At 61.7% G+C, this 26,556-nt stretch carries 35 protein-coding genes; all 35 read right to left on the bottom strand.

Annotation, left to right across the window (positions count from 1 at the left end):
• Positions 1-98: 98 nt before the first annotated feature.
• The 35 genes from panB to rplN all read right to left on the bottom strand — a co-directional run bounded on the left by panB (position 99) and on the right by rplN (position 26,525).
• Positions 99-971, bottom strand: a complete 873-nt coding sequence (gene panB, locus Q0974_RS14970) for a 3-methyl-2-oxobutanoate hydroxymethyltransferase (RefSeq protein WP_299329265.1) — start codon at positions 969-971, stop codon at positions 99-101.
• Positions 972-1,031: 60 nt separating this feature from the next.
• Positions 1,032-1,391 carry an ArsC family reductase gene (locus tag Q0974_RS14975; protein WP_299329440.1) on the bottom strand — a complete coding sequence of 120 codons (360 nt, stop codon included), beginning with the start codon at positions 1,389-1,391 and terminating at the stop codon, positions 1,032-1,034.
• A gap of 2 nt (positions 1,392-1,393) precedes the next feature.
• Entirely contained in the window at positions 1,394-2,590 is a 1,197-nt protein-coding gene (gene purT, locus Q0974_RS14980) for a formate-dependent phosphoribosylglycinamide formyltransferase (protein WP_299329267.1), read from the bottom strand.
• Position 2,591: 1 nt separating this feature from the next.
• Positions 2,592-2,825, bottom strand: coding sequence for a hypothetical protein (locus Q0974_RS14985; RefSeq protein WP_299329269.1), 234 nt, complete (start codon positions 2,823-2,825; stop codon positions 2,592-2,594).
• A gap of 31 nt (positions 2,826-2,856) precedes the next feature.
• On the bottom strand, positions 2,857-3,294 hold the full coding sequence (locus tag Q0974_RS14990) for a GNAT family acetyltransferase (RefSeq protein ID WP_299329271.1): 438 nt from the start codon (positions 3,292-3,294) through the stop codon (positions 2,857-2,859).
• Positions 3,287-3,442: a hypothetical protein gene (locus Q0974_RS16290; RefSeq protein ID WP_366943606.1), complete on the bottom strand. Its 156-nt coding sequence runs from the start codon at positions 3,440-3,442 to the stop codon at positions 3,287-3,289. The genes Q0974_RS14990 and Q0974_RS16290 overlap by 8 nt, the downstream gene beginning before the upstream one ends.
• Positions 3,388-3,954, bottom strand: coding sequence for an endonuclease III (locus Q0974_RS14995; RefSeq protein WP_299329273.1), 567 nt, complete (start codon positions 3,952-3,954; stop codon positions 3,388-3,390). Before Q0974_RS14995 ends, Q0974_RS16290 begins: the two co-directional genes overlap by 55 nt.
• A gap of 232 nt (positions 3,955-4,186) precedes the next feature.
• Positions 4,187-4,840 carry a DUF2490 domain-containing protein gene (locus tag Q0974_RS15000; protein ID WP_299329275.1) on the bottom strand — a complete coding sequence of 218 codons (654 nt, stop codon included), beginning with the start codon at positions 4,838-4,840 and terminating at the stop codon, positions 4,187-4,189.
• A 221-nt stretch (positions 4,841-5,061) separates the two neighbouring features.
• Entirely contained in the window at positions 5,062-5,769 is a 708-nt protein-coding gene (locus Q0974_RS15005; RefSeq protein WP_299329276.1) for an endonuclease III, read from the bottom strand.
• On the bottom strand, positions 5,747-6,274 hold the full coding sequence (locus tag Q0974_RS15010; protein WP_299329278.1) for a metal-dependent hydrolase: 528 nt from the start codon (positions 6,272-6,274) through the stop codon (positions 5,747-5,749). Before Q0974_RS15010 ends, Q0974_RS15005 begins: the two co-directional genes overlap by 23 nt.
• A 7-nt stretch (positions 6,275-6,281) precedes the next feature.
• Positions 6,282-6,893: a YceI family protein gene (locus tag Q0974_RS15015; protein ID WP_299329280.1), complete on the bottom strand. Its 612-nt coding sequence runs from the start codon at positions 6,891-6,893 to the stop codon at positions 6,282-6,284.
• Positions 6,894-6,985: 92 nt separating this feature from the next.
• Positions 6,986-7,810 carry a sulfotransferase gene (locus tag Q0974_RS15020; protein ID WP_299329282.1) on the bottom strand — a complete coding sequence of 275 codons (825 nt, stop codon included), beginning with the start codon at positions 7,808-7,810 and terminating at the stop codon, positions 6,986-6,988.
• 99 nt (positions 7,811-7,909) lie between these two features.
• Positions 7,910-9,496 (bottom strand): glutamine-hydrolyzing GMP synthase, encoded by a 1,587-nt coding sequence (gene guaA, locus Q0974_RS15025; protein WP_299329284.1) that lies wholly within the window; start codon positions 9,494-9,496, stop codon positions 7,910-7,912.
• 128 nt (positions 9,497-9,624) lie between these two features.
• Positions 9,625-10,140 carry a hypothetical protein gene (locus Q0974_RS15030; RefSeq protein ID WP_299329286.1) on the bottom strand — a complete coding sequence of 172 codons (516 nt, stop codon included), beginning with the start codon at positions 10,138-10,140 and terminating at the stop codon, positions 9,625-9,627.
• 147 nt (positions 10,141-10,287) lie between these two features.
• Positions 10,288-12,363 (bottom strand): prolyl oligopeptidase family serine peptidase, encoded by a 2,076-nt coding sequence (locus Q0974_RS15035; protein ID WP_299329288.1) that lies wholly within the window; start codon positions 12,361-12,363, stop codon positions 10,288-10,290.
• A gap of 165 nt (positions 12,364-12,528) precedes the next feature.
• Positions 12,529-12,957 (bottom strand): 50S ribosomal protein L17, encoded by a 429-nt coding sequence (gene rplQ / locus Q0974_RS15040; protein WP_299329290.1) that lies wholly within the window; start codon positions 12,955-12,957, stop codon positions 12,529-12,531.
• A gap of 97 nt (positions 12,958-13,054) precedes the next feature.
• Positions 13,055-14,128 carry a DNA-directed RNA polymerase subunit alpha gene (locus Q0974_RS15045; RefSeq protein ID WP_299329292.1) on the bottom strand — a complete coding sequence of 358 codons (1,074 nt, stop codon included), beginning with the start codon at positions 14,126-14,128 and terminating at the stop codon, positions 13,055-13,057.
• A 98-nt stretch (positions 14,129-14,226) separates the two neighbouring features.
• Positions 14,227-14,616, bottom strand: a complete 390-nt coding sequence (gene rpsK / locus Q0974_RS15050) for a 30S ribosomal protein S11 (RefSeq protein ID WP_299329293.1) — start codon at positions 14,614-14,616, stop codon at positions 14,227-14,229.
• A 105-nt stretch (positions 14,617-14,721) separates the two neighbouring features.
• The gene (gene rpsM / locus Q0974_RS15055) at positions 14,722-15,090 is read right to left on the bottom strand and encodes a 30S ribosomal protein S13 (protein WP_299329295.1); all 369 of its coding nucleotides are present in this window, start codon (positions 15,088-15,090) and stop codon (positions 14,722-14,724) included.
• A gap of 235 nt (positions 15,091-15,325) precedes the next feature.
• A complete protein-coding gene (locus Q0974_RS15060; RefSeq protein WP_299329296.1) occupies positions 15,326-16,981 on the bottom strand; it encodes a hypothetical protein in 1,656 nt (551 codons plus the stop codon).
• A 315-nt stretch (positions 16,982-17,296) separates the two neighbouring features.
• On the bottom strand, positions 17,297-17,629 hold the full coding sequence (locus Q0974_RS15065; RefSeq protein ID WP_299329298.1) for a hypothetical protein: 333 nt from the start codon (positions 17,627-17,629) through the stop codon (positions 17,297-17,299).
• 60 nt (positions 17,630-17,689) lie between these two features.
• Positions 17,690-19,048, bottom strand: coding sequence for an NADP-specific glutamate dehydrogenase (gene gdhA, locus Q0974_RS15070; protein WP_299329299.1), 1,359 nt, complete (start codon positions 19,046-19,048; stop codon positions 17,690-17,692).
• A 100-nt stretch (positions 19,049-19,148) separates the two neighbouring features.
• A complete protein-coding gene (locus tag Q0974_RS15075; protein WP_299329301.1) occupies positions 19,149-19,700 on the bottom strand; it encodes an SRPBCC family protein in 552 nt (183 codons plus the stop codon).
• Between the two features lie 63 nt (positions 19,701-19,763).
• Entirely contained in the window at positions 19,764-20,414 is a 651-nt protein-coding gene (locus tag Q0974_RS15080) for an adenylate kinase (protein ID WP_299329303.1), read from the bottom strand.
• Positions 20,411-21,802: a preprotein translocase subunit SecY gene (gene secY, locus Q0974_RS15085; protein ID WP_299329305.1), complete on the bottom strand. Its 1,392-nt coding sequence runs from the start codon at positions 21,800-21,802 to the stop codon at positions 20,411-20,413. The genes Q0974_RS15080 and secY overlap by 4 nt, the downstream gene beginning before the upstream one ends.
• Positions 21,803-21,883: 81 nt before the next feature.
• Positions 21,884-22,372, bottom strand: a complete 489-nt coding sequence (rplO, locus tag Q0974_RS15090; RefSeq protein WP_299329307.1) for a 50S ribosomal protein L15 — start codon at positions 22,370-22,372, stop codon at positions 21,884-21,886.
• 54 nt (positions 22,373-22,426) lie between these two features.
• Positions 22,427-22,621: a 50S ribosomal protein L30 gene (gene rpmD / locus Q0974_RS15095; RefSeq protein WP_299329442.1), complete on the bottom strand. Its 195-nt coding sequence runs from the start codon at positions 22,619-22,621 to the stop codon at positions 22,427-22,429.
• 4 nt (positions 22,622-22,625) lie between these two features.
• Positions 22,626-23,342 (bottom strand): 30S ribosomal protein S5, encoded by a 717-nt coding sequence (rpsE, locus tag Q0974_RS15100; RefSeq protein WP_299329444.1) that lies wholly within the window; start codon positions 23,340-23,342, stop codon positions 22,626-22,628.
• Between the two features lie 251 nt (positions 23,343-23,593).
• A complete protein-coding gene (rplR, locus tag Q0974_RS15105; RefSeq protein ID WP_299329308.1) occupies positions 23,594-23,950 on the bottom strand; it encodes a 50S ribosomal protein L18 in 357 nt (118 codons plus the stop codon).
• Positions 23,951-23,952: 2 nt separating this feature from the next.
• The gene (gene rplF / locus Q0974_RS15110) at positions 23,953-24,486 is read right to left on the bottom strand and encodes a 50S ribosomal protein L6 (RefSeq protein ID WP_299329309.1); all 534 of its coding nucleotides are present in this window, start codon (positions 24,484-24,486) and stop codon (positions 23,953-23,955) included.
• A 1-nt stretch (position 24,487) separates the two neighbouring features.
• A complete protein-coding gene (gene rpsH / locus Q0974_RS15115) occupies positions 24,488-24,883 on the bottom strand; it encodes a 30S ribosomal protein S8 (protein ID WP_299329311.1) in 396 nt (131 codons plus the stop codon).
• Between the two features lie 14 nt (positions 24,884-24,897).
• Positions 24,898-25,203: a 30S ribosomal protein S14 gene (gene rpsN / locus Q0974_RS15120; protein WP_299329313.1), complete on the bottom strand. Its 306-nt coding sequence runs from the start codon at positions 25,201-25,203 to the stop codon at positions 24,898-24,900.
• Positions 25,204-25,241: 38 nt separating this feature from the next.
• A complete protein-coding gene (gene rplE / locus Q0974_RS15125) occupies positions 25,242-25,841 on the bottom strand; it encodes a 50S ribosomal protein L5 (RefSeq protein WP_299329315.1) in 600 nt (199 codons plus the stop codon).
• Positions 25,834-26,154, bottom strand: a complete 321-nt coding sequence (rplX, locus tag Q0974_RS15130) for a 50S ribosomal protein L24 (RefSeq protein WP_299329317.1) — start codon at positions 26,152-26,154, stop codon at positions 25,834-25,836. The genes rplE and rplX overlap by 8 nt, the downstream gene beginning before the upstream one ends.
• A gap of 2 nt (positions 26,155-26,156) precedes the next feature.
• Positions 26,157-26,525 carry a 50S ribosomal protein L14 gene (rplN, locus tag Q0974_RS15135; protein ID WP_176876381.1) on the bottom strand — a complete coding sequence of 123 codons (369 nt, stop codon included), beginning with the start codon at positions 26,523-26,525 and terminating at the stop codon, positions 26,157-26,159.
• Between the last annotated feature and the right edge of the window lie 31 nt (positions 26,526-26,556).

Genomic DNA, 26,556 nt, shown 5'->3' on the forward strand with positions numbered 1-26,556 from the left:
ATCGCCAACGTTCGTCTCCAGATCGTTATGGCGGCCGACCTTAGCGGCGCGCATTGCCAAGGGAAAGTAATTGTGAACCACGACGGTGCGCGGTTTTTCTATTTTTTGGGCTGGTAGGTTTGCGCCTCTTCGGGGAAGGCCCGGCTACGGACTTCGGCGGCATAGCGTTCGACGGCTTGCGTGACCTGCGCGGCCATATCGTCATATTTCTTCACGAAACGGGGCACACGATCGAACATCCCCAGCATGTCTTCGGTGACCAGCACCTGCCCGTCGCACGCCGCCGAAGCGCCGATGCCGATCGTCGGGCAGGATACGGCCCGGGTCGTTTCGATTGCGATCGGCTCAATCACCCCCTCGATGACGATGGAGAAGGCGCCGGCCTCGTCGATCGCTTTGGCATCGGCCAACACCTTGGCCGCCGTCGCTTCGTCGCGGCCCTGGACCTTATGCCCGCCCAGCACATTCACGGCCTGTGGGGTCAGCCCAACATGGCCCATCACGGGAATGCCGCGCTGCGAGAGAAACGCGACCGTTTCGGCCATCGCCTCGCCGCCTTCCATCTTGATCGCGGCGGCGCCGGTTTCCTTCATGACACGCGTCGCCGAGCGGATCGCATGGTCCGGGCTCTGCTCATAGGAGCCGAACGGCATGTCGACGATGACAAGGCTGTGATAGCTGCCGCGCACCACGGCCGAACCATGCGCGATCATCATGTCGAGGCTGACAGGAATCGTCGAATCGAGGCCGTAGATCACCTGCCCGAGCGAATCCCCGACGAGCAGCATATCGCAATGCGGATCGAGAAGCTGTGCCGTGCGCACCGTATAGGCGGTCAGCATCACCAACGGCTCGCCGCTTTCGCCGTCGGTCTTGCGGCCGCGGATTGCCGGCACCGTCAACCGCTTCATCGGCTTGGGCGTCGGATGCGCGCGATCGGTTTTCGTATCGAGAGTGTAGGTTGTCGACATGGCGGCGTTTTAGCCGTCCGTCAGGCGCTTGGCCAGCTATGCGAAACCAGGGGCATCGGCCTATTCCGGCTCCAGCCCCAGCGCCGTTTCATATTCGCCGCCCTTGAAGCCGACGATGAGCGGGCCTTCGCTTTCGAGCACCGGGCGCTTGATCATCGAGGGATGGGAGAGCATCAGCGCGACCGCGATATCCTCGTCGACATCGGCCTTCATCTCGTCCGGCAGCTCGCGGAATGTCGTCCCGCGCTTGTTGAGCAGCACTTCCCAGCCGACTTCGCCCGACCATTCGCGCAGCTTTTCCTCGGTAATCCCGGCCTTTTTATAGTCATGAAAGGCATAGTTGACGGCCCGCCGCTCGAGCCATTTGCGCGCTTTCTTGATGCTGTCGCAATTGGGAATGCCGTACAGGATCGGGTCCATCGTCATGCGTCTCCGTAACTAATCTTCACGCAGTCCGCAGCCTCGACCGCCGCCGCGCGCGCATCTTCGACAGAACCGTTATCGACCCGCGCCAGTGCAACGCCCATGCGCCGCCCGGGCCGGGTAACCGGCTTGCCGAACAATCGGACGTCGCTATGGCAGTCATCGCCCGCCTTGCCCAGCGCGTCGTCCACATCTGTGAAGGCGAAGTCTTCGGCCGCCCGATCCGCGAGAATCACGGCGCTGGCGGACGCGCCTTTCGCTTCTATCGTCGGGATCGGAAGCCCGAGTATCGCCCGGGCGTGCAAATCGAATTCGTTCAAATCCTGCGAGACCAAAGTCACCATGCCGGTATCGTGCGGACGCGGGGACAGTTCGGAAAAGATGACTTCATCGCCCTTCACGAAAAATTCCACGCCGAAAATGCCCCAGCCGCGCCCGTCGCCGGCGAGCGCGTCCACAACCTTGGCGGCCATCGCCTGAGCTTCGGCCAGCGCCGTGTCCGACATCGCCGCGGGCTGCCAGCTTTCGCGATAATCGCCATGCTCCTGGCGATGCCCGATGGGCGGGCAGAAATGGATCCCGTCTTTCGAGCGCACGGTCAGCAAGGTGATCTCATAATCGAAATCAACGAAGGCTTCGGCGATCACGCGCTTGCGGTCGCCGCGCATCCCATCGGCGGCGAAGTTCCAGGCGCCGTCGATCGCGCCCGCGACTTTCACCGTGCTCTGCCCCTTGCCCGACGAGGACATGACCGGCTTCACCACGAGCGGGAGGCCGATCTCGTCGACCGCCTTGCGCAGCTCTTCCCGGCTCTCAGCATAGAGATAGTTGGACGTCGTCAGACCGAGCTCCTCAGCCGCCAGATCGCGGATCGCATCGCGGTTCATCGTCATCTGCGCGGCCTTGGCCGAGGGCACGACGGCAAAGCCCTTCACCTCGTAATCGGCGAGCACTTCGGTCCGGATCGCCTCGATCTCGGGCACGATGAAATCGGGCGCGTGCTTCTCGATCACCGCACCCAGCGCTTCGCCATCGAGCATCGAGAAGACCTCGCGTTCATCCGCCACCTGCATCGCAGGCGCGCCATCGTATGAATCGCAGGCGACGACATGACAGCCGAGCCGCTGGCAGGAGATCACGAACTCCTTGCCGAGCTCGCCCGAACCGAGGAGCAAAATCTTCGCGGTGGCGCTCATACTAGTCCTTTTCGGCGAACTCGGAGACGATGCGGGAGCCACAATTCAGCAATTCGCCGCCGGCATGGTCGGCCAGAGCCTGTTCGGCCTCTTCGACGGTCGGGTATGTGCCGAGCGTCTTCCAGCCCCAGAATCCCTTATATTGCGCCAGATACCAGTCGGTCCAGGACCGGCCGCGGAGCAGCGCTTCCCAGATCGATTTGGTTTGATGCACGACGCGATATTTGACCTTCATGGCGGCTGATTACGCGGACAGCGGGACCGTCTCAAGCCCCGTCATCGTCCAATCGGCGGCCCAGCGTCGCGACGTCCTGCCGCTCCAGCCCCAGCGCCTCGTAAAAAGCGATCACGTCCGCATTGTCGCTGCGCACCATAAGCTGGATTTTGGGCGCATCGCGTGCGCGCAGCCACGCCTCGGCCGCATCCATCATCCGTTTCCCGAGCCCTTCCCGGCGGCGATCGGGATCGATGGCGAGATAATAGACCCAGCCGCGATGCCCGTCGAAACCGACCATGACAGTCGCGATGAGCACATCGTTCTCGGCAAGCAGCAGGATATCGGATGTCACATTGCCGATGGCCGCATCGAAATCGGCTACGGGATCGTTCCACGGCCGCGTCAGCCCGCATGCCTGCCACAGTGCGATCACGGCCTCGCGGTCGGCCGCAGCGGCTACGGCATACTCCTGTTGCCCGCTACCCATCGTCCGGCTCCGCACGATATTGGCACAGATCACTGACCGGGCAGCGTTCGCATTGCGGGCGGCGCGATCGGCAGATGCGCTTGCCGAGCTGGATCAGCCAGAAGTGACCCTCATCCTTGGCCCAATCCGGCGCGCGATCATCGAGCACCTCCGCAATCTTTGCCTCGGTCGGCCCGCGCGCCAGCCCGATCCGGTCGCAGACCGCCCGACATGCGTATCCACCGCGATCGTATCCTCGCCAAAGGTGAAGCTCAGCACGATATCGGCGCATTTGCGGCCGATCCCGTACATGCCGAGTAGCCCCTTGCGCGTATTCGGCACCACGCCGTCATGCTCGTCGAGCAGTTGGCGGCAGAATTTGCGGATCGCCCGCGCCTTGTTGTTATAGAGGCCGGCCGGCTTGATCGCTTCGATGATCGCCTCGTCGGAGAGAGCCAGCATCTCGGCCGGCGTCTGCGCCAGCGCGAAGAGTGCGCGGCTCGCCTTGGCTGTATTGCTGTCCAGCGACTGGGCCGAGAGCATACAGGAGATGCAGGAGCGAAACGCGTCCGGCTGGCCCTTCGGCCCCTTGGCGCGCTGCGAGCGGCCCGGCATCGCTTCCGAGAGTCGGCGGAACACCGTTTCGACATCTTTGGGCGGGAGCAGACCGGTTTCGTTCACTGGCCTGCCAGCGATCCGGTTGACACTGGTTGACAGGGGTCAAGGGGGATCCGCCCGCCTCGTTCATTTAAACGCCATCTAACCTGAATAAGTTGACAAACTTGACGCGTAGACGCCGGTTCGAACGGCTTCGGCTCTACGTTAATCGGCTGACTGGGTGGACGGACGACCATATCGCGTCACGCTATGCCCATCGATCCAACAAGGGAAGCGCAGGCAATACACCTCCCGATCAGAAGGCGTATTCGATCCCGATAATCGGCGCATGGCCGACTTCGTCCGGCGCATTGTCCTCGAAATCCTGATTGCGCAGATAGGCAACGCTCAGCGAAACGCGATCGCTGATATCGTAGCCAAAGCCGATCTGTGTGCGCAAAGTCGTCGCCCCGGTATCCCCGCCCCGATTATTGCTGCGCAGCGTGAAAAACAGCTCGGCATCGGTTTCGAAGCTCCAGCGCCCTTCCGGATCGATCGGTACAGCGATGCCGATACGCGGGCGAATCCGCAGACCCATCCGGTCGGCATTGTCTACGAAGCGCTCCTCGAGACGCAGGCGCGTCCGCAGGATGCCGTGGCGCGTGGAAAGCTGCTGCATCACGCGCGTCTCATCCGACCCGCCATCGTTGAGGCGGCGTTCGACGGCGCCCTGGATCGTGACGGAATCGCTGAGCGCCTGGTTCACCCAGAGCCGGAAGAAATAGGTATCCGGCCGGCCGTTGCCCGCATCGCGAAAGCGCTGCGCGGTTTCGAACTCCATGCTGGTATCCTCGTCGAGATCGAAGCCTACCGCAGGGTTCAGCCAGAATTCGAAATCATCGTCTGTCGCCAGCGCGGTGCCGGGCGTGACCAGCAAGCCCAGGCCAAGTGCTGCAACCAGTTTCTTCATCGTTACACTCCTAAACATTCGCCGTTCGTTTGCCGAAAAGGCGTTGTTTTGCAATCCCCTGTGCCATTATCGACAGCTTATGCGAAATTGCGGCAGGATCAGGCTGAGCTGGCTGCCTTTCGAATGTGCATGCTGTGAGCGAAATGGCATTCGGTGTTTCAGTAATAATGTTGCAGAACGGTTTCGGTTCCGGAACATGGCCTTGAAAACAGGTCGCGGCCTCAGATTTCGCGTTTTCGCGCCGTGCGGCACTCCGGGCGCGCCGGACATATGCCGCAATGCGTTTCCTTCGGCCGGCAGAAGCGCTGGCCGACGCGCTTCACCAGCAAATGATGTTCGTCGGCATCCTCCGCCGTCCAGTCTGCCGGCAGGATCGGCATCAGCGTGTCATAGGCGCGCGCCGTATCGGCTTTGGCGGGCACGAGCCCCATGCGCTGGATCACGCGGCGGTGATTGGTGTCGATGACGAGCGCGGCGCGTTTGAACGTGCTCGCGTTCATCACACCGGCGCTGACCTTGCGCGCGACACCCGGCAGGCTTTCGAGCCATTCCATCGCCTCTTCGGTCGGCAGGTTGGAGAGATGGCGCAGATCGACTTCGCCGCGCCGCGCGACGATCTCCGACAGGCACGCCTTGAGCCGCTCGGCCATAAGCTCGGGAAAGGTGGCGGTTTCGAGGAATGGCAGAAGCTCCGCCTCCGACGCCGCCGCAACCGCCTCCCACGTCCCGAAATGTGCGAGCATCTCGTCGGCCGAACGGTTCGAATGGATCGTCTTCGTCCGCGCCCCGATAACGCCCTGGACCAGAGTCCACACCGGATCGCGCCGCTTGTCCGGCGGACGGACGACGCGGCCGAAATGGGCGATCAGCAGGTCATGCGTGCGCTGGAGGATTTCCGTGCGCGGATCAGGGCCGAGGTCGAGCTGCACGCCGCAATCCCCATCCGCCCAGCGCCAGCGCCAGGCACGGCAACCACACCCACTTCATCTCCGACCAGAGCGTCACCAGCCCTCTTTCTGAAAAGAAATCCAGGCCAATCGGAGAGACCCGGACCGGAGTGTAGGGTGCGAAGATGCGCGCATTGTCCATCGGCCACAGCAGCGCCACGCCGAGCCCGCCATTGGTCACCGCATCGAGCAACCCGTTACTCGCTATTGCCAGCGCGAGGAAGAGAAAGCCTGTGATCGAACGCGCCTCTCGCCACAACAGCGAGACCACTCCGGCACCAAGAAATGCAAAAAGAAAAGAATGCGACGCCCCGCGATGCCCCCAATCGTCGCCATACTCTATCCCGAACCAAAACCCGATCACGTCGAAATCAGGCACAATCGCCATAAACGCACCCGCGACCGCCAACTTTGGGGAGATACGCTGAGGCCCCAGCGCCACCGCAACAGCCAGCGGCACAATCGCATGCGTGACGGTCGACGTCACGGTAGGGTTAGCGCTCGAATGTCAGTGAAAAGCTTACCGGAACCACCGGCGTGATCGAGGACAGTTCGACAATAGCCTGCAATTGCGCCAACCCGTCCAGCAGCTCGAACCGGCGGGCCTCGACGATGATCGGTGCATCGGAGACAACAAGCACGCGGTCCGGACCGATACGGGTCACGGTCACATCGCCCCGAACCGGCGCGTCGATGCCCGTGAGCGACAGCGTCCCCTCAATCGTCGTCCCAGTGCTCTCGCCCACGCCCAGCGTTTCGAACGAGGCAGGGTCGATCTGCGCTGTTACCGTCGCCGTCGGATGGTCCGTCACCACGAACAATATATCGCGCATCCGCTCATCGCGAATGTCGACGCCGGTGTTCACGGACGCGAGGTCGATCTCGATATTGGCCGCCCCGTCGGGCGACACCGAGCCGCTCAATTCCTCGAAAGAATTGAGCTCGGCAACCTCTTCCTCCTTGATCGTTACATAAGACAGTTCGGACGCCGCGTTGTCGAGTGCCCAGGCCCCTTCAGTCAGCGACGCCGGATCGGCAGGCGCCTGCGAACAGGCGGTAAGGGCAACGAGCGCGGTAGGCATGGCAGTGCGGAGAGTGGCAATCACGTCGGCAACCCTTTGTTGTTGAATCCGTTGCGTTATCAATTACCAGAACGCAGTAGGCGCGCAAAGGTCAGAAGGTTATCTCACTCAGCGACCTAGCGCCAAATCGAGCCGATAAACTCCGACCCAAATTCTCGCCCTGCAAACGCATATTGATCGGCATATATGTCCTTGAAGTAAGCGATGTCGTTTTCGGACAGAATGTTGGGGCTATCGCTGACATTCAATTTTCGATCGAAATTCGGTTGATGATGGTTGATGCCAATAATGTCGCACAGGCGCTTCGTTTCCGCATCCGAAAAGAGGGTTTCGTAGAACCCGACGAAGCAATTCTCACCGTAGACTTCTCTCATATTCTTATACGTGTCGCTGTAAGATGCTCGGACCTTCACCTCTTCAGATCGGCACAGCTTCTTCATCAGCTTGATCTCTTCTTCGTAGCTCGGGGTGATTCTTTTCTTCCGAAAATACATCTTCACTCGAGACTTCAGACGATCGACCGGATCGCGCATCAGAAATATCGGCCAAACTTCGATGCCCCGATCGAGAAAATTTTTATGGATGAGGTTCAGTACGCTTGCGGGCAGGCCCGAATACGTGGGCGTGAGGTCGCCGGTTACGGCCGTCTCGGGATTGCGCAGAATATTCTCAAAATACGAAAAATAGTAACTTGGATCGTTAAACCACGCCAGCTTATGCAATACTGTGGACTCGGATATGCTCTCGCTACCGTTCAACTTTCGCAGCGAGCTTGATATCAATCTCTTCTGTTTCGGCTTTAAGCTATCGATCGCGTACAGATCGAAAAAATGATACTCCTTGGCAAATCCGAATTCAGAATTGTCGTGATCGTTCAGATAGTCATGGACCCAGGTGGTACCAGCCTTTTGGGCACCCATGCCCAATATGAATTTCTTCATTATGAATCTTTCGCATCAGTCGTTTCTCCCTCTTTTTTCAAGATAAAAAACCGATACGAAAAGACAACCTCTAGGCGAAGACTTTTAGGCCGCTGCGATTCACTCCCACTCAATCGTCCCCGGCGGCTTCGACGTATAATCATATACCACCCGGTTGATCCCCCTCACCTCGTTGACGATCCGCGTTGCCACGCGCGTCAAAAAGCTTGCGTCGAAGGGATAGACGTCGGCGGTCATGCCGTCCGTCGAGGTCACCGCGCGCAGGCCGCAGACGCTGTCATAGGTCCGCCCGTCGCCCATAACGCCGACGGTTTTCACCGGGAGGAGTACTGCGAAGGCCTGCCAGATTGCGTCGTAGAGCCCGGCGTTGCGGATTTCCTCGAGGTAGATCGCATCGGCCTTGCGCAGGATATCGCAGCGTTCCTTGGTGACCTCGCCCGGGATGCGGATGGCGAGGCCGGGGCCAGGGAACGGGTGGCGGCCGACAAAGGCATCGGGCAGGCCAAGTTCGCGGCCGAGTTCGCGCACTTCATCTTTAAACAGCTCGCGCAGCGGCTCGACGAGCTGCATGTTCATACGTTCCGGCAGTCCGCCGACATTATGGTGCGATTTGATCGTGACGCTCGGCCCGCCCGTGAAGCTCACACTCTCGATCACATCGGGGTAGAGCGTGCCCTGGGCGAGGAAATCCGCGCCGCCGATCTTCTTTGCCTCATCCTCGAACACGTCGATAAAGGTCTTGCCGATGAATTTGCGCTTCTTTTCGGGATCGCTCTCGCCCTTGAGGCCGTTGAGGAACAGCGTCTCGGCGTTAACATGGACGAGCGGGATATTGTAATGGCCCTTGAACAGGCCGACGACCTGCTCGGCCTCGCCCAAACGCATCAGCCCGTGATCAACGAAGACACAAGTCAACTGCTCGCCGATCGCCTCGTGGATCAGCACCGCCGCGACCGCGCTGTCGACACCGCCCGATAGACCGCAAATGACCTTCCCATCGCCGACCTGTTCGCGAATCTCGGCGATCTTGGTCGCCCGATACTCGGCCATCGTCCAGTCGCCGCGGCAGCCGCAGACATGGCGGACGAAATTGGCGATCAGCTTCGCCCCGTCCGGCGTGTGGACGACCTCGGGGTGGAATTGCGTGCCATAGTAACGCCGCTCATCGTCGGCGATCAGCGCGAAGGGCGCACCCTCCGTCGTCGCGACGATCCGGAAGCCCTCGGCAAACTGCGTCACCTTGTCGCCATGGCTCATCCAGACCTGATGCGTCTCGCCGACCTTCCACAGCCCATCGAACAGCACGCATTCATCCGAAATCTCGATGAACGCACGCCCGAATTCGCCGCTCTCGCCGGACTCCACTGCCCCGCCGAGCTGGTGCGTCATCACCTGCTGGCCGTAACAGATGCCGAGGATCGGCAGGCCGCTCTCGAAGATCGCGTCCGGCGCGCGCGGACTCCCCTCCTCCGGCACGCCGGCCGGCGAGCCCGACAGGATCACGCCCTTGGGCTGCAAACGCTCGAAGGCTTCTTCGGCGCTGTTGAACGGCGCGATCTCGCTATAAACGCCCGCTTCGCGCACCCGCCGCGCGATAAGCTGCGTCACCTGGCTGCCGAAATCGACGATCAGGATAGTTTCGGAATGGGCCGGAGGCGCCGGCGAATCTGTGGGCTGGTCCGTCATAGGGCAGCGATAATGGCGTACCGGGATTGCGTCCAGCGGTCAGTGCAGGGCGGTGCTCGCCGCGCCCAAAAGCAAAAGGGCGCGGAGCCCATGCCTGCTCCGCGCCCTCGTCTGCGAACGGTCCCGGTTTAGCCGAGCCCGCTCACTCTCAGCCGATCGATCTGACCGTAACGGATCCGGCAGGAGAACCGGCCCCGGTCATACCCGGCTGTTCTATAGTAGCCGCGCCGGCCAAAGCGGTTTTCCTCGACCACCACGCGGCCTTCGACCCGATAGCCGCCACGTGCGCGATCGACATCGGTGATTTCGGTGATCTGCGCCCGGCCGTAGCGGGAGGCGCGCTGCTGGGCAGCGATTGCGCACCGGTTGATCGCCTGGCGGGGGCGCAGCCGTCCATGGCCATAATAGTGGCCGCGATGATTGCGCGCATAGGGCCCGTCATAGCGGCGGTCATAATGCTCGTAGCGATCATCGTCATCGTCCGACACGGCGGCGATCACGGCGGCGAGGCCACCGAGGACGAGCACGCCGGCGAGAATATCGCCACCATCGATTCCGTCATTGTTGCTGGCCTGGGCGGGAGCGGCGACGGCGAGTGCGGTCGCAGCGGTCGCGCCCATCAGGGTTTTTCCGATAATAGTCATTTCGCGGCTCCTTTACTGCACACGGTTCTCTGAAGAACCGGAAGCAGATGTAGAAGAGCCGCACTGAGCGGGGGCTGAACTCGTTCGTAGGGCGCTGTTAATCTAAAAGGCGATTAACATGAACGATAAAAATCCCGGAAATCCGGGCTATTCGCCCTCAGGAACGTCCAATCCCGTCCATCGGGCGGTGAAGGCCCAGAGGTCCGCATATTCAGCGATGAGCTGACTTGTCGGGCGTCCAGAACCGTGGCCGGCGCGCGTTTCGATGCGAATCAGGTGCGGCCGATCGCCGAGATCGGCATGCTGGAGCGCGGCCGCATATTTGAAACTATGGCCGGGCACGACGCGGTCGTCGGTATCGGCGGTCGTGACCATGATCGCCGGGAAATCGCCGCTGTCCGGAACATTATGATAGGGCGAATAGGCCAGCAGATTGCGGAAATCGGGCTCGCGGTTCGGATAGCCATAATCGTCGACCCAATAGCGACCCGCGGTGAACCGATCGAACCGCAACATATCCATCACGCCGACGGCCGGCAGGCCGACCGCGAACAGATCCGGCCGCTGGTTGACGACTGCACCGACGAGCGTTCCCCCGTTCGAGCGGCCCTGCACGGCAAGCTGGTCGGCCGTCGTGATGCCCTCGGCGATCAGATATTCGCCGGCCGCAATCATGTCGTCGAACACATTCTGCTTGTTCAGCAGCCGGCCCGCGTCATGCCATTCGGCACCATATTCGCCGCCGCCGCGCAGATTGGCGAGCGCGAACACGCCGCCCATCTCCATCCATTGCAGCCGTCCCGGGCTGAAGCCGGGCGTGATCGAGATGTTGAATCCGCCATAGCCATAAAGCAGCGTCGGGCGCGGCTCGGAATGATCGAGATCGGCGCGGTGCACGATGAACATCGGAACGCGGGTGCCGTCCCGCGATATGTAGAAACGCTGGGCGACCGTATAGTCTTCGGAATTGAACGGCACATCGGGCACCGCGAAGGGCGAAACTTCGCCGGTCGCGCTGTCATAGCGATAGATGGCCGTCGGGGTGGCGAAGCTCGTGAAGGAGAAGAAGGTCTCCGGATCGCCAAGCTCCCCGCTGAACCCGCCCGTGCTGCCGATACCGGGCAGTTCGACCGTTGCGACGCGGTTGCCGTCGCGATCGAAGACCCGGGCTTCGTTGCGCGCATCGACGAGATAGTTGGCGATCAGCCGGTCGCCGACAAGCGATGCGCCTTCGAGCGTCGCTTCGTCCTCCGGCACGATCTCGGTCAGCGTCGGGGTGTCGCCCGATACGTCCATCCGCACGATGCGCTCGCGCGGCGCATCGTTGTTCGTCACGAAATAGAGCTGATCGCCATTCGATCCGGCCAGATCCCAATTATAATCGAACCCGGTAACGATCGTGCGGGTCGGGATATCGTCTTGCGTCAGATCGCCGAGCGTCACCTCGTAGCGCGCATCGGTGCCCTCGGACGAATAGATAAGCAGCCAACGCTTATCGTCCGTTACTTCGGCGAAATTGTTGAGCTGCGGGCGATCCGGCGTCGCAAAGACGAGCCGATCCGCCGACTGCTCCGTGCCGATGGCGTGATAATAGACGGCCTGGTTTGTGTTCAGCGACTGGAATTCGCCTTCCGCATCGGGCGCGGGAAAACGCGAATAGAAGAAGCCGGCACCGCCTTCGGCCCAGCTGATATTGGTGAACTTCGCCCATTCGACGGTATCGGGCAGCGTCTCGCCGCTTTCGACATCGAGCACGCGGATCGTGCGCCAGTCCGTCCCGCCATCCTGCACGCCATAGGCGATATAGCGGCCGTCCGGCGAGGGCACCCATTGCGCCATCGCCGTCGCATCGTCATCCGACCATTCATTGGGATCGATCAGCAGCCGCGGCTCGCCGTCCAGCCCTTCGCGCATATAGAGCACGGACTGGTTCTGCAGCCCGTCATTGCGCGTGTAGAAATAGCGGTCCCCGCGTTTCACGGGGATGCCGATCCGCTCGTAATTCCACAGCTCGGTCAGCCGCGCCGCAATCGTGTCGCGCCCGGGTAGGGTTTCGAGATAGGCGTCGGTCACCGCATTCTGCGCGGTGACCCAGTCGCGGACATTCTGGTCGTTCCGGACGTCATTTTCGAGCCAGCGATAGGGGTCGGTGACGGCCACGCCGAACTGTTCCTCGACCACATCACCGCGCTCGGTTTCGGGATAGGCGAGCGGCGTTTCCATGGGCGCGGATCCTTGAGCGATGGCTATGGCCGGCATGGCGAGACAGGCGAGCGGGAGAAGCAGGCGGCGAGCGGTCATCGGATACCTCGAAATGCAAAGGGGACCGCAAGCCTAGCAGCCGCGATCCCCTTGGAAAATAGTCAAACGGTGTTTGCTCAAAGTCCGTTAGGCGACGACTTCGTCCGCGAAATCTTCGTCGAATTCGACCGGACCGGAATCCTGGCCCTTGGCGTCTTCGTCGCGATCGACGAATTCGATGACGGCCATCGGCGCCGCATCCGACGCGCGATAGCCGGCCTTGATGATCCGCGTATAGCCGCCCTCGCGGTCCGCATAGCGCTCGGCCAACACGTCGAAGAGCTTTTTAAGCTGCGTCTCGTCCATCAGGCGGGACATGGCGAGGCGGCGGTTCGAAAGACCGCCCTTCTTCGCGAGCGTCACCAGCTTCTCGACATAGGGGCGCAGTTCCTTCGCCTTGGGCAGGGTCGTCATGACCTGCTCATGCTTGATGAGGCCGGCCGCCAAGTTGCGGAGCATCGCCTTGCGATGGCTCGACGTGCGGTTGAGTTTACGATGGGCCTTTTTGTGGCGCATGATCTTCGTTCCTTCGTTCGTAAAGGGCCCGTATCAGGTAGCCCGATCCAGGTGGTGCTTGATGAGGCCACCGCCAGAAGCCCCTTTGCCAATCAGGCTAGCCCAGCAACTCCTGTTCGAGCTTCTTGGCCATTTCCTCGATATTCTCGGGCGGCCAGCCGGGGATGTCCATGCCGAGGCGCAGGCCCATGGTGGCGAGGACTTCCTTGATCTCATTGAGCGACTTGCGGCCGAAATTCGGCGTGCGCAGCATCTCGGCTTCGGTCTTCTGGACCAGATCGCCGATATAGATGATGTTGTCATTCTTGAGGCAGTTGGCCGAGCGCACCGACAGTTCCAGCTCGTCGACCTTTTTGAGCAGGTAGCGGTTGAGCTGGTTCGTATCGCCTTCGGCAGCAACGCCGCCGAGCATGCCCGGCGCGGCCGGTTCGCCGATCGTCTGCGTCGGGGCCGGAATTTCCTCGTCGAAATGCACGAACAGCTGGAGCTGGTCCTGCAGGATGCGCGCCGCATAAGCGAGCGCATCTTCCGGCGTCACCGTGCCGTCGGTTTCGATGGTCAGCGTCAGCTTGTCGTAATCGAGCTCCTGCCCGACGCGGGTGTTCTCGACCTTGTAGGCGACCTGGCTGACCGGCGAATAGAGGCTGTCGACCGGAATCAGGCCGATCGGCGCATCGGCCGGACGGTTCTGCGCGGCCGGCACATAGCCTTTGCCGGTGCTGGCGGTCAGCTCCATGTTGAGCGTCGCGCCCTCGTCGAGATGGCAGATAACGAGATCCGGGTTGCGGATTTCGATATCGCCCGAGGTCGTGATGTCGCCGGCTTTCACTTCGGCGGGGCCGGTTGCGGAAAGCTGGAGGCGCTTCGTGCCTTCCGATTCCATCGCGATCGCCACCTGCTTGATGTTGAGGACGATGTCAGTCACGTCCTCGCGCACGCCGGCGAGCGAGGAAAATTCGTGCAGGACATTCTCGATCTTGATCGAGGTGATCGCGGCGCCCTGCAGCGAGGACAGCAGCGTCCGGCGCAGCGCGTTGCCGAGCGTGAGGCCGAAACCGCGCTCGAGCGGTTCTGCAACGAAGGTCACCTTGCGCGACGCATCGCCACCCGGCTTCTTTTCCAGACCATTGGGCTTCTTCAGTTCTTGCCAGTTTTTCATGTTAACGGACACGGTATTCCCCTTGGCGGTGCGGCGGAGGCGGGGCTGGCCTCTGCCTGTAAAACAAAATCTGTTCGGGAGAGCGGAGCCCACCGCCTCCCGTTGCGCACTCAGACGCGGCGGCGCTTGGCCGGCCGGACGCCGTTATGCGGAATGGAGGTCACGTCGCGGATCGAAGTGATCGTGAAGCCGACGGCCTGCAGTGCGCGCAGTGCCGATTCCCGACCCGAACCCGGGCCCTTCACTTCGACTTCCAACGTACGCACGCCGTGCTCCTGCGCCTTGCGGCCGGCATCTTCGGCGGCGACCTGGGCGGCATAGGGCGTCGACTTGCGGCTACCCTTGAAGCCCATCATGCCGGCCGAAGACCAGCTGATGGCGTTGCCCTGCGCGTCCGTGATCGTGACGAGCGTGTTGTTGAACGTCGCATTCACATGGGCGACGCCCGATGTGATGTTCTTGCGCTGACGGCGCTTAACCCGTTGCGGTTCGCGTGCCATGTATCTTTCCTAACCTCTATGCGTTGAGCGGAAGCCTCTGAGGGCTCGCTAACTGAGGGCTGCCTCCGGCGGAGAAAAAGCCGAAACAGTCCCCCGGACTGTTTCTTACTTCTTCTTGCCGGCGATCGGCTTGGCCTTGCCCTTGCGGGTGCGCGCGTTGGTGTGCGTGCGCTGGCCGCGGACCGGCAGGCCCTTGCGATGGCGCAGCCCGCGATAGCAGGCGAGGTCCATCAGCCGCTTGACGTTCATCGCGGTTTCGCGGCGCAGATCGCCTTCCACCGTGAAGTCTGCGTCAATCGCCTCGCGGATCTGCACGACTTCGGCGTCGGTCAGGTCCTGAACGCGGCGCTCGGCGGGAATGCCGAGGCGTTCGGTCAGTTGCTTGGCCGTTGTCGGGCCAATACCATGGATATAGGTGAGCGCGATTTCGACGCGCTTATGGGTCGGAATATTGACCCCAGCGATACGTGCCACGTGTAGTGTCTCCTGCTCCACAGGCGGCATGGCGCGCCGCCCATCTCAAAGCTTCATGAACCGAAAACGAACGAACCCGACGGACGCACGAATCGCGCCGCCGGGTAGACCGGTGTCTTCGGAGTGACAGCGAAATAGGATTTCGACCGGGGCATGTCAAGCCTCATGCCGCGGAGAAAACGCCGGATTACAGTATGAAACGAAGGGGTCGCCAAACCCTTCCGAAACAATCGGCCTAATCCGGCGACGACGCCATATGCCGAACAATCGCATCGAGCGCCGGGTCCCGGCCCTCCAGATAATCTGTCCAGCCGAGATGCGCGGGTACATCGGGACGCAGTCCTTCGATATCGATGTCGAGGCAATATTCTTCGGTCGGGCACGGTCCGGGAGAATAGTTGTGTGCGCCGTTGGCGAAATGCGCCTCAATATCGGAATTGGGCAGGAACACCCCGCCGCCCTCGGCCCAATAGTCGATATCGTCGCCGACGGGTTCGCCCACGATGATCGCGCGTCCTGTGGCACGCCAACGCGCTGCTATGAGTATACCGGCGGAAAATGTCGCCCGACCGGTTATCACATAGCGGGGGATATCAGCCGTTTCGGCGTCAAGCGTCTCCATCAAATCCTCGACCAGCCCGCCATTGCCGCCCGTGTTGAACCGCAAGTCAACGACAAGAGCTCTCGCATCGGACGCGCGCAACGCGGCAAGAGCATCCTCGGCAAAATCGTTGATGCTCTGCTCTTCCATCGGTTCCGTACGACTGAGACTGAGATAAAAGATACCATGATCGGCCAGACGATCATGCCAATAGTGGGTGTCGGACCGGCTCAGATATAGCGGCCCGCCGCCTGCTTGATCGGCCAAAACATGGCGCCACCCTCCAGCGACCGTCCTTTCGGGCAATAGATCCCACCAAGCTTCCACGAGATCGCGCGAGCGCTGCAGCGGCAGCGGATCGAGCTGCACCGACTGCGGCGCCGCGCAATCGGCAAGCCTCAGCTCGACGCGCGCATCGGCCGGCGTGATTCCGAGCCCTCTCAACGCCTCCGGGCTCGTAAGATAATATGGCGATTTGTAATCGACCCATGACGGATTGCCGGCGAACGCGGTGCCGACGATATCTCGTGCCTGCCTGACTTCCAGCCCGGAAATCGTATCGACCCGGCAGCCCAGCAGCCCTGCATGATTTTCGTCGGAGCCGATGACGCGCAGCTCGCCGCCAAACCACCAAACCCGGATCGGAAGCCGGCTCAGTCGGGTATGTCTGCGCAGCAGATAAAGGCGCGTATGCGGATTGCCGCTGAGGCCGACCGCTTGGGCAAGCTGGAACAGCACTTCATCATCGGAAAGCACCGACAGCTGTTCGCGGATCGCGGTTGTCCGTTCGAGAAACAGTTGGCGCGATGCCGGACTGAAACTCCGGTCCAGGCGCAGGAAACGGTTCTGGAGCGCATCGATATCCTGGCTCCAAGCGGCCACCCTGTCGGTCGGCTCGGGATAATCGGGCACGGCGTCGACACGCAGCGGATATCGCCGGTCCTCTTCCTGCCATTCGCCGACAAGATTTTCGCCGTCGCGCCGCAGGTGGATTCGCGGCGTGATCGACCAGGGCCCGACGAGCGACACCGTCAGCGTTGAGCCTTCGATCTGCGGATCGCCGAGGTCGAATGTCTGGCCGACGGCCCTCAGAGTACCAGTTTCCGTTCCATCGAGCGCCAGCGATAAGTGGAGATAGGTCACCCAGCGCGGAGACTGCATCTCCCCCTCCCAAGCGCCGACGAAACTGACTATCGGCGCCGTGGCGTCGGTATCCTCCTGTGCGACAGCCTTCGTATGGCCAACGGCTGCGACAGCCAATCCAAGTCCGAGCAAGAAATACCTGATCATACCATCTCCCCAGCGCCAATTGGAACTATTACGACGCCTGTAGTTATAAGCGAGGTGAGGGTCAATCAGGCCACATCAGCTTCGCCCTTTCCCGAGCGTCCGCGCCTAGCCGGGCGTCTGATTCCTCTCGAAAAATTCGGCAATTGTTCTGCCAAAGTCCTCGCCGGTGGCGTTTTCGACACGCTCACGGCCGGATCGGCTTTTGGCCTCCGACATCGCCGGACCATGGTTCGAACGCAGCATATCGAGGTCCGCTACGTTCTGCCCCATCGCCCTGGCCGCGCAATCTCTTCGGCTTGATTCAGGGTCAGGAACCTAGTCGGCGGCCTGTTCCGCCGCCGCCGGCTCGCGCGCCTTCTTGATCAGCGACCAGACGCTGTAGAGGACGAGCAGCGCGATGATCGCATAGACCCACCAGGCCAGATTCTGCCCGGCGAAGATCAGATAGATATAGGCGGACATGGCAAGAAAGCCGGCGATGATCAGCTGAAAGGTGATCGGCTGACCGCGCCGCTTGCGCCTCACCATCCAGCCGACAGTCGCGAGGAAAAAGGGGATCGCGCCGACATAGATGCCGCCGAAAATATAGGGATTGACCCCATATTCCGCGCCCAGGCTCAAAAACCATTCATTGATCGCTTCGAACATCGCTGCCTCCCTGGCAGTTATCAGTCTGTACCTGCCTGTTCGCGCGGATTGGCGATCCGGTTACACCACCCCGAAGGCGAGCATCGCATCGGCGACTTTCTTGAAGCCGGCGATGTTCGCGCCCTTGACGTAATTGACGTAATCCTCGCCCTCGCCGCCGCCATATTCGGCGCATTTGTCGTGGATGTCGGTCATGATGTCGTGAAGCAGATCGCCGAGCCGCTCGGTATTCCACGCGACGCGCTCGGAATTTTGGCTCATCTCAAGACCTGACACGGCGACGCCGCCAGCATTGGCGGCTTTGCCCGGCGCGTACATGATATGCGCTTGATGGAAGACTTCGACGCCATCGAGCGTCGTCGGCATGTTTGCTCCTTCGGCTACCGCCATACAGCCATTATCGACCAGTTCCTTGGCCTCGTCGCCATTGAGCTCGTTCTGCGTCGCGCAGGGCAATGCGACATCGCAGGGCACGCCCCATGGCCGCGCGCCTTCATGGAAGCTCGCATTGGTGAAATGATCGGCATATTCGCTGATCCGCCCGCGCCGCGCATTCTTGAGCTCCTTGACCCAGTCGATCTTCTCCTGGTCGATCCCGTCAGGATCGTGGACGAAGCCGCCGCTATCGGAGAGCGTCAGCACCTTGCCGCCGAGCTGGGTGAATTTTTCGGCGGCATGGGTGGCTACATTGCCCGATCCCGAGATGACAGCCGTCCGGCCCTCGACATCTTCGCCCGCATGTTTGAGCATATTGTGGAGGAAGATCACCGCGCCATAGCCGGTCGCTTCGGGCCGCATCTGCGAGCCGCCATATTCCATCGCCTTGCCGGTCAGTACGCCCTCCCAGCGGTTGGTGATCCGTTTATATTGCCCGAACATATAGCCGATCTCGCGCGCACCGACGCCGATATCGCCGGCCGGGACGTCCGTGTCCGGCCCGATATGGCGATAGAGCTCGGTCATGAAGGACTGGCAGAATCGCATGACTTCGCTATCGGACTTGCCGCGCGGATTGAAGTTAGCGCCACCTTTGCCGCCGCCCATGGGAAGGCCGGTCAGCGAATTTTTGAACGTCTGCTCGAAGGCGAGGAATTTGAGCACACTCTCGGTGACGGTCGGGTGGAAGCGGATGCCGCCCTTATAGGGGCCGATGGCATTATTGTTCTGCACCCGCCAGCCGCGCTGGACGCGGATATTGTGATTATCGTCCTCCCAGCAGACGCGGAAGGAGACAACCCGGTCGGGCTCGGCGATGCGTCGGAGGATTTGCGCCTCGTGATATTCCTCCTTGTCGGCGATGAAGTCGAAAATATCCTGCGCGACCTCGCGCACCGCCTGGATGAATTCCACCTGCCCGGGATTGCGCTTTTCGACGCCCGCCATGAACTGTTCGAGATCTACATGATCGCTAACCGCCATTATCTTCTCTCCTGATAAGCCAAAGCGCCCGCCGCCCGGCCTTCCATCGAGTCGAGGCCGTGGCGCTTACGCTTCTATCAGATTGAAGTTCGCGAGACAGTCAGTCTTGGTTACCCGGAAAAAGCGCGACAAGGCCATCAAGCTGCTGGCGGACGACGCTATCGACCACGGGCGGGAAGCTCTCGCGATCGAACTGCATATGGCCGCCGACGCTCATCGTCTGGGTGATCCGCGTGCCGCCATCGACCGCTTCGAGCTGCCACGTCAGCGCGCCGGCCAGCCCTTCGCTCTGCAGCGGCCCGAGCGCGCCCGCGAGACGCAGGATCGAACCGGGCTGCACCATGACGACGCGCATATGTTCGACAGAATTGCCCTCGCCCCAAATTTCGCAGAAGCAGCCGCCGGCAACCGGTTCGAGCGAGAAATTGGCGGCATCGCCCGACCAGCTGTGATCGCCATTCCAGTAGCGCGAGGGTTCGATCAGCGCGGCCCAGACCTCGTCCGGCGTGGCGGACACGGTAGCGCTGTTGCTGGTGGCGAAACCATTATCGCCGACCTCGACCTCGGCATTTGCCGGCACAGCCACAGCCAGAGCCGCCAATACAGAAAGATAGCGCACCATCATCCCCTCCCCGAATAGTGAGCGGAGCATAGCAAAGTTTCGGGATGGAGCCAGCGCGCGTGGTATTCGCGCCCGCCGCCCGTCGACGCGGCTTTAGCCTTTGTCGAGTATCGCCGCAATCGCGTCGCTGACCGTTTCGATATCGGCCATGCCATCGACCCGGCGGACAAGGCCCTTGGGTTCGTAATGCGGAATGATCGGCGCGGTCTTGGTGCGATATTCCTGCATCCGCGTGCGCACGGTTTCGGCATTATCGTCCGGGCGGCGCTTGAAATTGGACGAGCCGCATACGTCGCAAATGCCCTCGACCTTCGGCCGCTTGAAGGTGTCGTGATAGCCTTCGCCGCAATTGGCGCAGGTGAAACGGCCCGTGATGCGTTCGACCAGCGCATCCTCGTCCACCTCCAGCTCGATCACATGATGGAGCTGCATGCCCTTTTCCGCGAGCAAGGCGTCGAGCGCGTGCGCCTGGGCTTCGGTGCGCGGATACCCATCGAGAATGAAACCCTCTTTGACATCGTCTTCGTCGAGGCGGTCGGAAAGAATGCCGGTCACGATTTCGTCGGACACGAGATCGCCGCGTTCCATCACGTCCTTGGCTTGAAGGCCGACCGGGGTTTCTGCGGCCACGGCCGCGCGGAGCATATCGCCTGTCGAGAGCTGTACCATGCCGCGCTCGTCTTCGAGCTTCGACGCCTGGGTCCCTTTACCCGCGCCCGGCGGGCCCAACAGAATGATGTTCACCGGCGCTGTCCCCCGCCCTTCAATTTCGCCTTCTTGATCAGATCACCATATTGGTGCGCGAGCAAGTGGCTTTGAATCTGGCTGACCGTATCGATCGTCACATTGACGACAATGAGCAGACTTGTCCCCCCGAGCACGAAGGCCTGAATACCCGCTTGCGTCGACAATATCTCCGGTATCAGACAGATAAGCGTCAGATAAATGGCGCCGACCACCGTGATGCGCGTCAGCACATAATCGAGATATTCGGCCGTCCGTTCGCCCGGCCGGATGCCCGGCACAAAGCCGCCATAGCGCTTCAGATTGTCCGCCGTTTCTTCCGGATTGAAGACAACCGCGGTGTAGAAGAAGCAGAAGAAGATGATCAGGCCCGCATAGAGCAGCAGATAGAGCGATCCGCCGCGGCCGAGCGCGTTGGTGATCGTCAGCAGCAGCTCGTTGCTGGTCGAGGCCGTATCGGTCACGCCGCCGGACATGAACTGGGCGATCGTCAGCGGCATCAGCAGCAGCGACGAGGCGAAAATCGGCGGGATGACGCCGGCCGTGTTGATCTTGAGCGGCAGGTGCGATTTTTCCTGCGTCATGCCGCCGCGCTGCTGCGCGCGTTTCGGATACTGGATCAGGACGCGGCGCTGGGCCCGCTCCATGAAGCAGATGCCGAAGATGAGGCCGACGAAGAGCAGCAGGAAGCCGACGACATAGCCGGTCGGGATCGCGCCCGTCTGGCCCGAGGCGAAGAGCTGGATCAGTTCGGTCGGCATCATCGCGACGATGCCGGCCATGATGATCAGCGATACGCCGTTGCCGACGCCGCGCGAGGTAATCTGTTCGCCCAGCCACATCAGGAACATCGTGCCGCCGACAAGGCTGATCACCGCGCCGATGCGGAACAGCATCACGCTGTCGCTGACGATGACCTGCTGGCCCTGCGCCGTGGCGAGGCTTTCGAGGCCGACCGCGAGGAACCAGCCCTGCACGGCGGTCAGGCCGACCGTGCCGTAACGCGTATATTGGTTCAGCTTCTTGCGGCCGCTTTCGCCCTCTTTCTTGATCGCGTTCAGCGTCGGGGAGAGCGCGGCGGCCATCTGCACGACGATCGACGCCGTGATGTATGGCATGACGCCGAGCGCGATGATGCTCATCCGCTCGAGCGAACCGCCCGAAAATGTGTTGAAGACGTTGAGGATGCCGCCGCCGCCGGTGTTATCCTGCGTCAGGTTGACGACTTCCTGCAGCGCGACGGGATCGATGCCCGGCAGCGGCACGAAGCTCAGTAGGCGGAAGATGATCAGCGCGCCGAGGGTAAACCATATCCGCTGGCGCAGCTCGGTCGCTTGGGCAAATTTGCCCAGATTCAGTCCTGCTCCAACATTGGCGTTGCTTGCCATCGACTATTCCATCCCCGCAGTCCTGGAAGACCGCTATATCGGGGCGCGGCTCGCCAACGGCAAGCCCCGCCCCGGGTAACGCTACTCGGTTTCGGCTTTTTCCGCCTTGGGCGCGGCGGCAATTTCCACCGTGCCACCGGCCTTTTCGACCGCTTCGACCGCGCTTTTCGACGCGCCGGCGACTGCGAACGTCACTTTTGCAGAAATCTCGCCCTTGCCCAGCAGGCGGACACCGTCCTTGCCGCCGCGCGTGAGGCCGGCCGCTTCGAGCGCCGCCTGATCGACGGTTTTCTTCGCATCGAGCTTTTTCTCGTCGATCGCCTTCTGGACTGCGCCGATATTGACGATCGCATGGTCCTTGCCGAACGGATTGTTGAAGCCGCGCTTCGGAATCCGCATGTGGAGCGGCATCTGGCCGCCCTCGAAACCGTTGATCGAGACGCCCGAACGGCTTTTCTGGCCCTTCATGCCGCGTCCGCCGGTCTTGCCCTTGCCCGAGCCGATACCCCGGCCCACGCGGGTGCGCAGCTTGCGGGCGCCCTTATTGTCTTTGAGTTCGTTGAGTTTCATGTCTGCACTCGCTTTCGCTTTGTTCGCGCTATCGCCTCCGGCTGGAGACGGGATTTAGCTGTCCTGCACCTCGACCATGTGCCGAACCTTGTGAAGCATGCCGCGGATCGCGGGCGTGTCTTCCAGTTCGACGGTCTTGCGCATCTTGCCCAGCCCGAGGCCGACCAGCGTCGCGCGCTGGCCTTTCTCGCGGCGGATCGGCGAACCCGTCTGGGTTACCGAAATGGTCTTTTTCCTCGCTGCGGCCATCATTCTACTCCGTCACCGCCTCGGCTTCCGCCTTGGCTTCTTCGGCGCCGATATCGCCGCGACGGCGCACGAGTTCGGCGATCTTGAGACCGCGCCGCGCCGCCACCGATTTCGGGCTCGACTGATCCTTGAGCGCCTCGAAGGTCGCCCGGATCATGTTGTAGGGGTTGGACGTACCGACCGACTTGGTCACGACGTCCGCAACGCCCAGGCTTTCGAACACGGCGCGCATCGGACCGCCAGCGATGATGCCGGTACCCGGAGGCGCCGAACGCACGGTGACATTGCCGGCGCCGAACCGGCCCTGGCCGTCATGATGGAGCGTGCGGCCGTCGCGCAGCGGCACGCGCATCATATTCTTCTTCGCAGCGGCCGTCGCCTTCTGGATGGCTTCGGGCACTTCGCGCGCCTTGCCATGGCCGAAGCCAACCCGGCCCTTGCCGTCGCCGACGATCATGAGGGCTGCGAAACCGAAGCGCTTGCCGCCCTTCACGGTCTTCGAGACGCGGTTGATATGGACGAGCTTCTCGACCAGATCCTCGCCATCATCGTCGCGGCGATTGTCGCGACCGCGACCACGGCCCCGGCCGCCACCACGTCCACCGCCGCGTCCGCCGCGCGGCGGACGGCTGGTTGCCGTCGTATTCTCGGCCGGCTGGGTGACAGCCTGGACGCTATTTTCTTCCGAAAGCTGCTTTTCCTCGACGAGGGGCGCGGGCACATCGCCTTCGGGCGCAGCGTCGGCGGCAGGCGCAGCCTCTTCAGCCGGCTTCTCTTCAGCTTTGGCGTCTTCAGCCGGAGCCTCCTCAGCCTTCGCCTCTTCGGCGGCCTCTTCAGCTTTGGCTTCGGTGGCTTCCGCCTCAGCCTTGGTTTCCTCGGCTTTAGCTTCTTCCTTCGGGGCTTCTTCCTTGGGGGCCTCTTTCGCCTTGTTTTCTTCGGGCGCGGCGTCCGTCTTCTTGTCGTCAGCCATGATTAAAACTCCAGTCCGCCGTCGCGGGCGGCATCGGCGAGCGCTTTCACGCGCCCGTGAAACAGAAAGGCGCCGCGATCGAACACGACGCGCTTGACGCCGGCCTTGACCGCACGCTCGGCGACCCGCTTGCCGACATCGGCAGCGGCTTCGACATTCGCGCCGGTCTTGCCCTTATGCTCGGAATCGAGCGTCGAGGCGGCGGCGAGCGTCGCGCCCGCTTTGTCGTCGATGACCTGCGCATAGATATGCCGGCCCGACCGGTGGATCGAGAGGCGCGGACGATCGCCAGCCTTGCGGCGGAGCGCCACGCGGACGCGCTGGCGGCGTTTTTCGAAGGGTGTCATGCGTTTCTTCATGGCTACTTCTTCTTGCCTTCTTTGCGGAACACATATTCGCCGCGATATTTGATGCCCTTGCCCTTGTACGGCTCGGGTTTCCGCCATTTGCGGATTTCGGCGGCCACCTGGCCGACCTGCTGCTTGTCGATCCCGCTGATCTCGACCGTGGTCTGATCGGGCGTCTTGATATCGATGCCTTCGGGAATGGCGTAATCGACATCGTGGCTGAAACCGAGCTGCAGCTTGAGCGTCTTGCCCTGCACCTGCGCGCGATAGCCGACGCCGCTGATTTCCAGCGTCTTCGAATAGCCCTCGGTCACGCCTTCGACGAGATTGGCCGCCAGCGTGCGCTGCATGCCCCAATAGGAGCGGGCGCGGCGCGTGTCATTGGCCGGCACGATCTGAATCTCGCCATCTTCAACCTTGCAATCGACATCGTCGGACACGGTCATCGACAGAGTGCCCTTGGGCCCTTTGACGCTGAGCTCGCTGCCCTGAATTTCAGCGGTGACGCCATCGGGAAGCGCAACCGGCTTTTTTCCGATCCGGCTCATTTTAGAATACCTCCGCCAGCACTTCGCCGCCGACATTCTGCTCGCGCGCTTCCGCATCGGAGAGCACGCCGCGCGGCGTCGAGACGATGGTGATGCCAAGGCCGTTGCGCACCCGCGGCAGATCTTTCGATCCGCTGTAGACGCGGCGGCCCGGGGTCGAGACGCGCGCCAGATGCTGGATGGCCGGCTGGCCTTCGAAATATTTGAGTTCGATCCGGAGGCCCTTGTGCTTGCCCAGCTCTTCTTCGCTGTAGCCGCGAATGAAACCTTCGCGCTGCAGCACTTCGAGAACGCGGGCACGCAGCTTCGAAGCCGGGCTCGTCACCGAGTCCTTCTTCGCCTGCTGGCCGTTACGGATGCGGGTGAGCATATCACCCAGGGGATCGGTCATCGACATATCCTATGCTCCCCCTACCAGCTCGACTTCGTCACGCCGGGGATCAGGCCCTTATTGGCCAGATCGCGGAGTGCGATGCGCGAGAGTTTGAACTTGCGGTAATAGCCGCGCGGACGGCCCGAGAGCTCGCACCGGTTACGGATGCGGGTCGGGTTCGCGTTGCGCGGAATTTCCGCCATTTTAAGGCGCGCCATCAGCCGCTCGTTATCGTCGAGCGACTTGTCGTTCGCTATTGCCTTCAGCTTGGCGTATTTGGCCGCATATTTCTTGGCCATACGCTTGCGCTTTTCATTCCGGTTGATGGAACTCAGTTTCGCCATGACTTAAGTTCTCGCTCCTTGTTGCGAGAAGGATTGGCTTACGCCGCTTCCTTCTGCTCTTCGTTATCGGTTTCCGTGTCGTCGCTTTCCGGCGGGAAAGGGAAGTTGAACAGCCGCAGCAGCTCGCGCGCTTCCTCATCCGTCTCCGCCGTCGTCGTCACGATCACGTCCATGCCGCGCACTTCGTCGACATCGTCATATTTGATCTCGGGGAACACCATCTGCTCTTTGAGACCCATCGCGAAATTGCCGCGCCCGTCGAAACTCTTCGGGTTCAGGCCGCGAAAGTCGCGCACCCGCGGCAGCGCAATTGTCACGAGCCGGTCGACAAATTCGAACATCCGGTCGCCGCGCAGCGTGACCTTGCAGCCGATCGGCATGCCTTCGCGCAGCTTGAAGCCGGCGATGGATTTCTTCGCGAGCGTGATCACGGGCTTCTGGCCGGCGATCTTCTCCATTTCCTCGACCGCCTTCTGAACGCGCTTCTTGTCGTCCACCGCCTTGCCGACACCCATATTGATGACGATCTTTTCCAGGCGCGGGACCTGCATCGGATTTTTGTAACCGAACTTGTCCGTCATCGCCTTGACGATGCGGTCCTTATATTCGGTGCGCATGCGTGGCGTATAATCAGCCATCGATAGTCTCCCCGGAACGCGTTGCGACGCGAACCTTCTTTCCGTCCTTGTCGGTCTCGAACCGGACCCGGGTCGGTTTGCCGGTCTTCGGGTCTTCGAGCGCGACGTTCGAAATGTGCAGCGGCGCTTCGGTGCGTTCGATGCCGCCCTGCGGGTTCTGCTGGGTCGGCTTGCGGTGACGCGCGTGAATATTCACGCCATCGACGACCACCTTGTCCGCCTTCGGCAGAACCTTGGTCACCTTGCCGTGCTGGCCCTTATTCTTGCCGGCCAGAATGACGACCGTGTCGCCCTTTTTGATCTTGGCTGCCATGACTAGAGAACCTCCGGTGCCAGGCTGACGATTTTCATGTGACGCGCAGCGCGCAGCTCGCGCACGACGGGTCCGAAGATACGCGTACCGATCGGCTCCTTGTTCGCGTTGACGAGTACCGCCGCATTGCTGTCGAAACGGATCGTCGAACCGTCGGGACGCTTCACATCCTTGCGGGTGCGCACGATCACGGCGCGATGAACATCGCCCTTCTTGACCTTGCCGCGCGGCGCCGCTTCCTTGATCGAGACGACGATAATGTCGCCCACGGTCGCAGTGCGGCGCTTCGAGCCGCCCAGCACCTTGATGCACTGAACGCGCTTGGCGCCGCTATTATCGGCGACGTCGAGAACTGACTGCATCTGGATCATCGATCCGTTCCTTCTTTAAATCCTCACCGAA

Origin of the sequence: Parasphingopyxis sp., assembly GCF_028279465.1 — a bacterium.
GTDB lineage: Bacteria > Pseudomonadota > Alphaproteobacteria > Sphingomonadales > Sphingomonadaceae > Parasphingopyxis.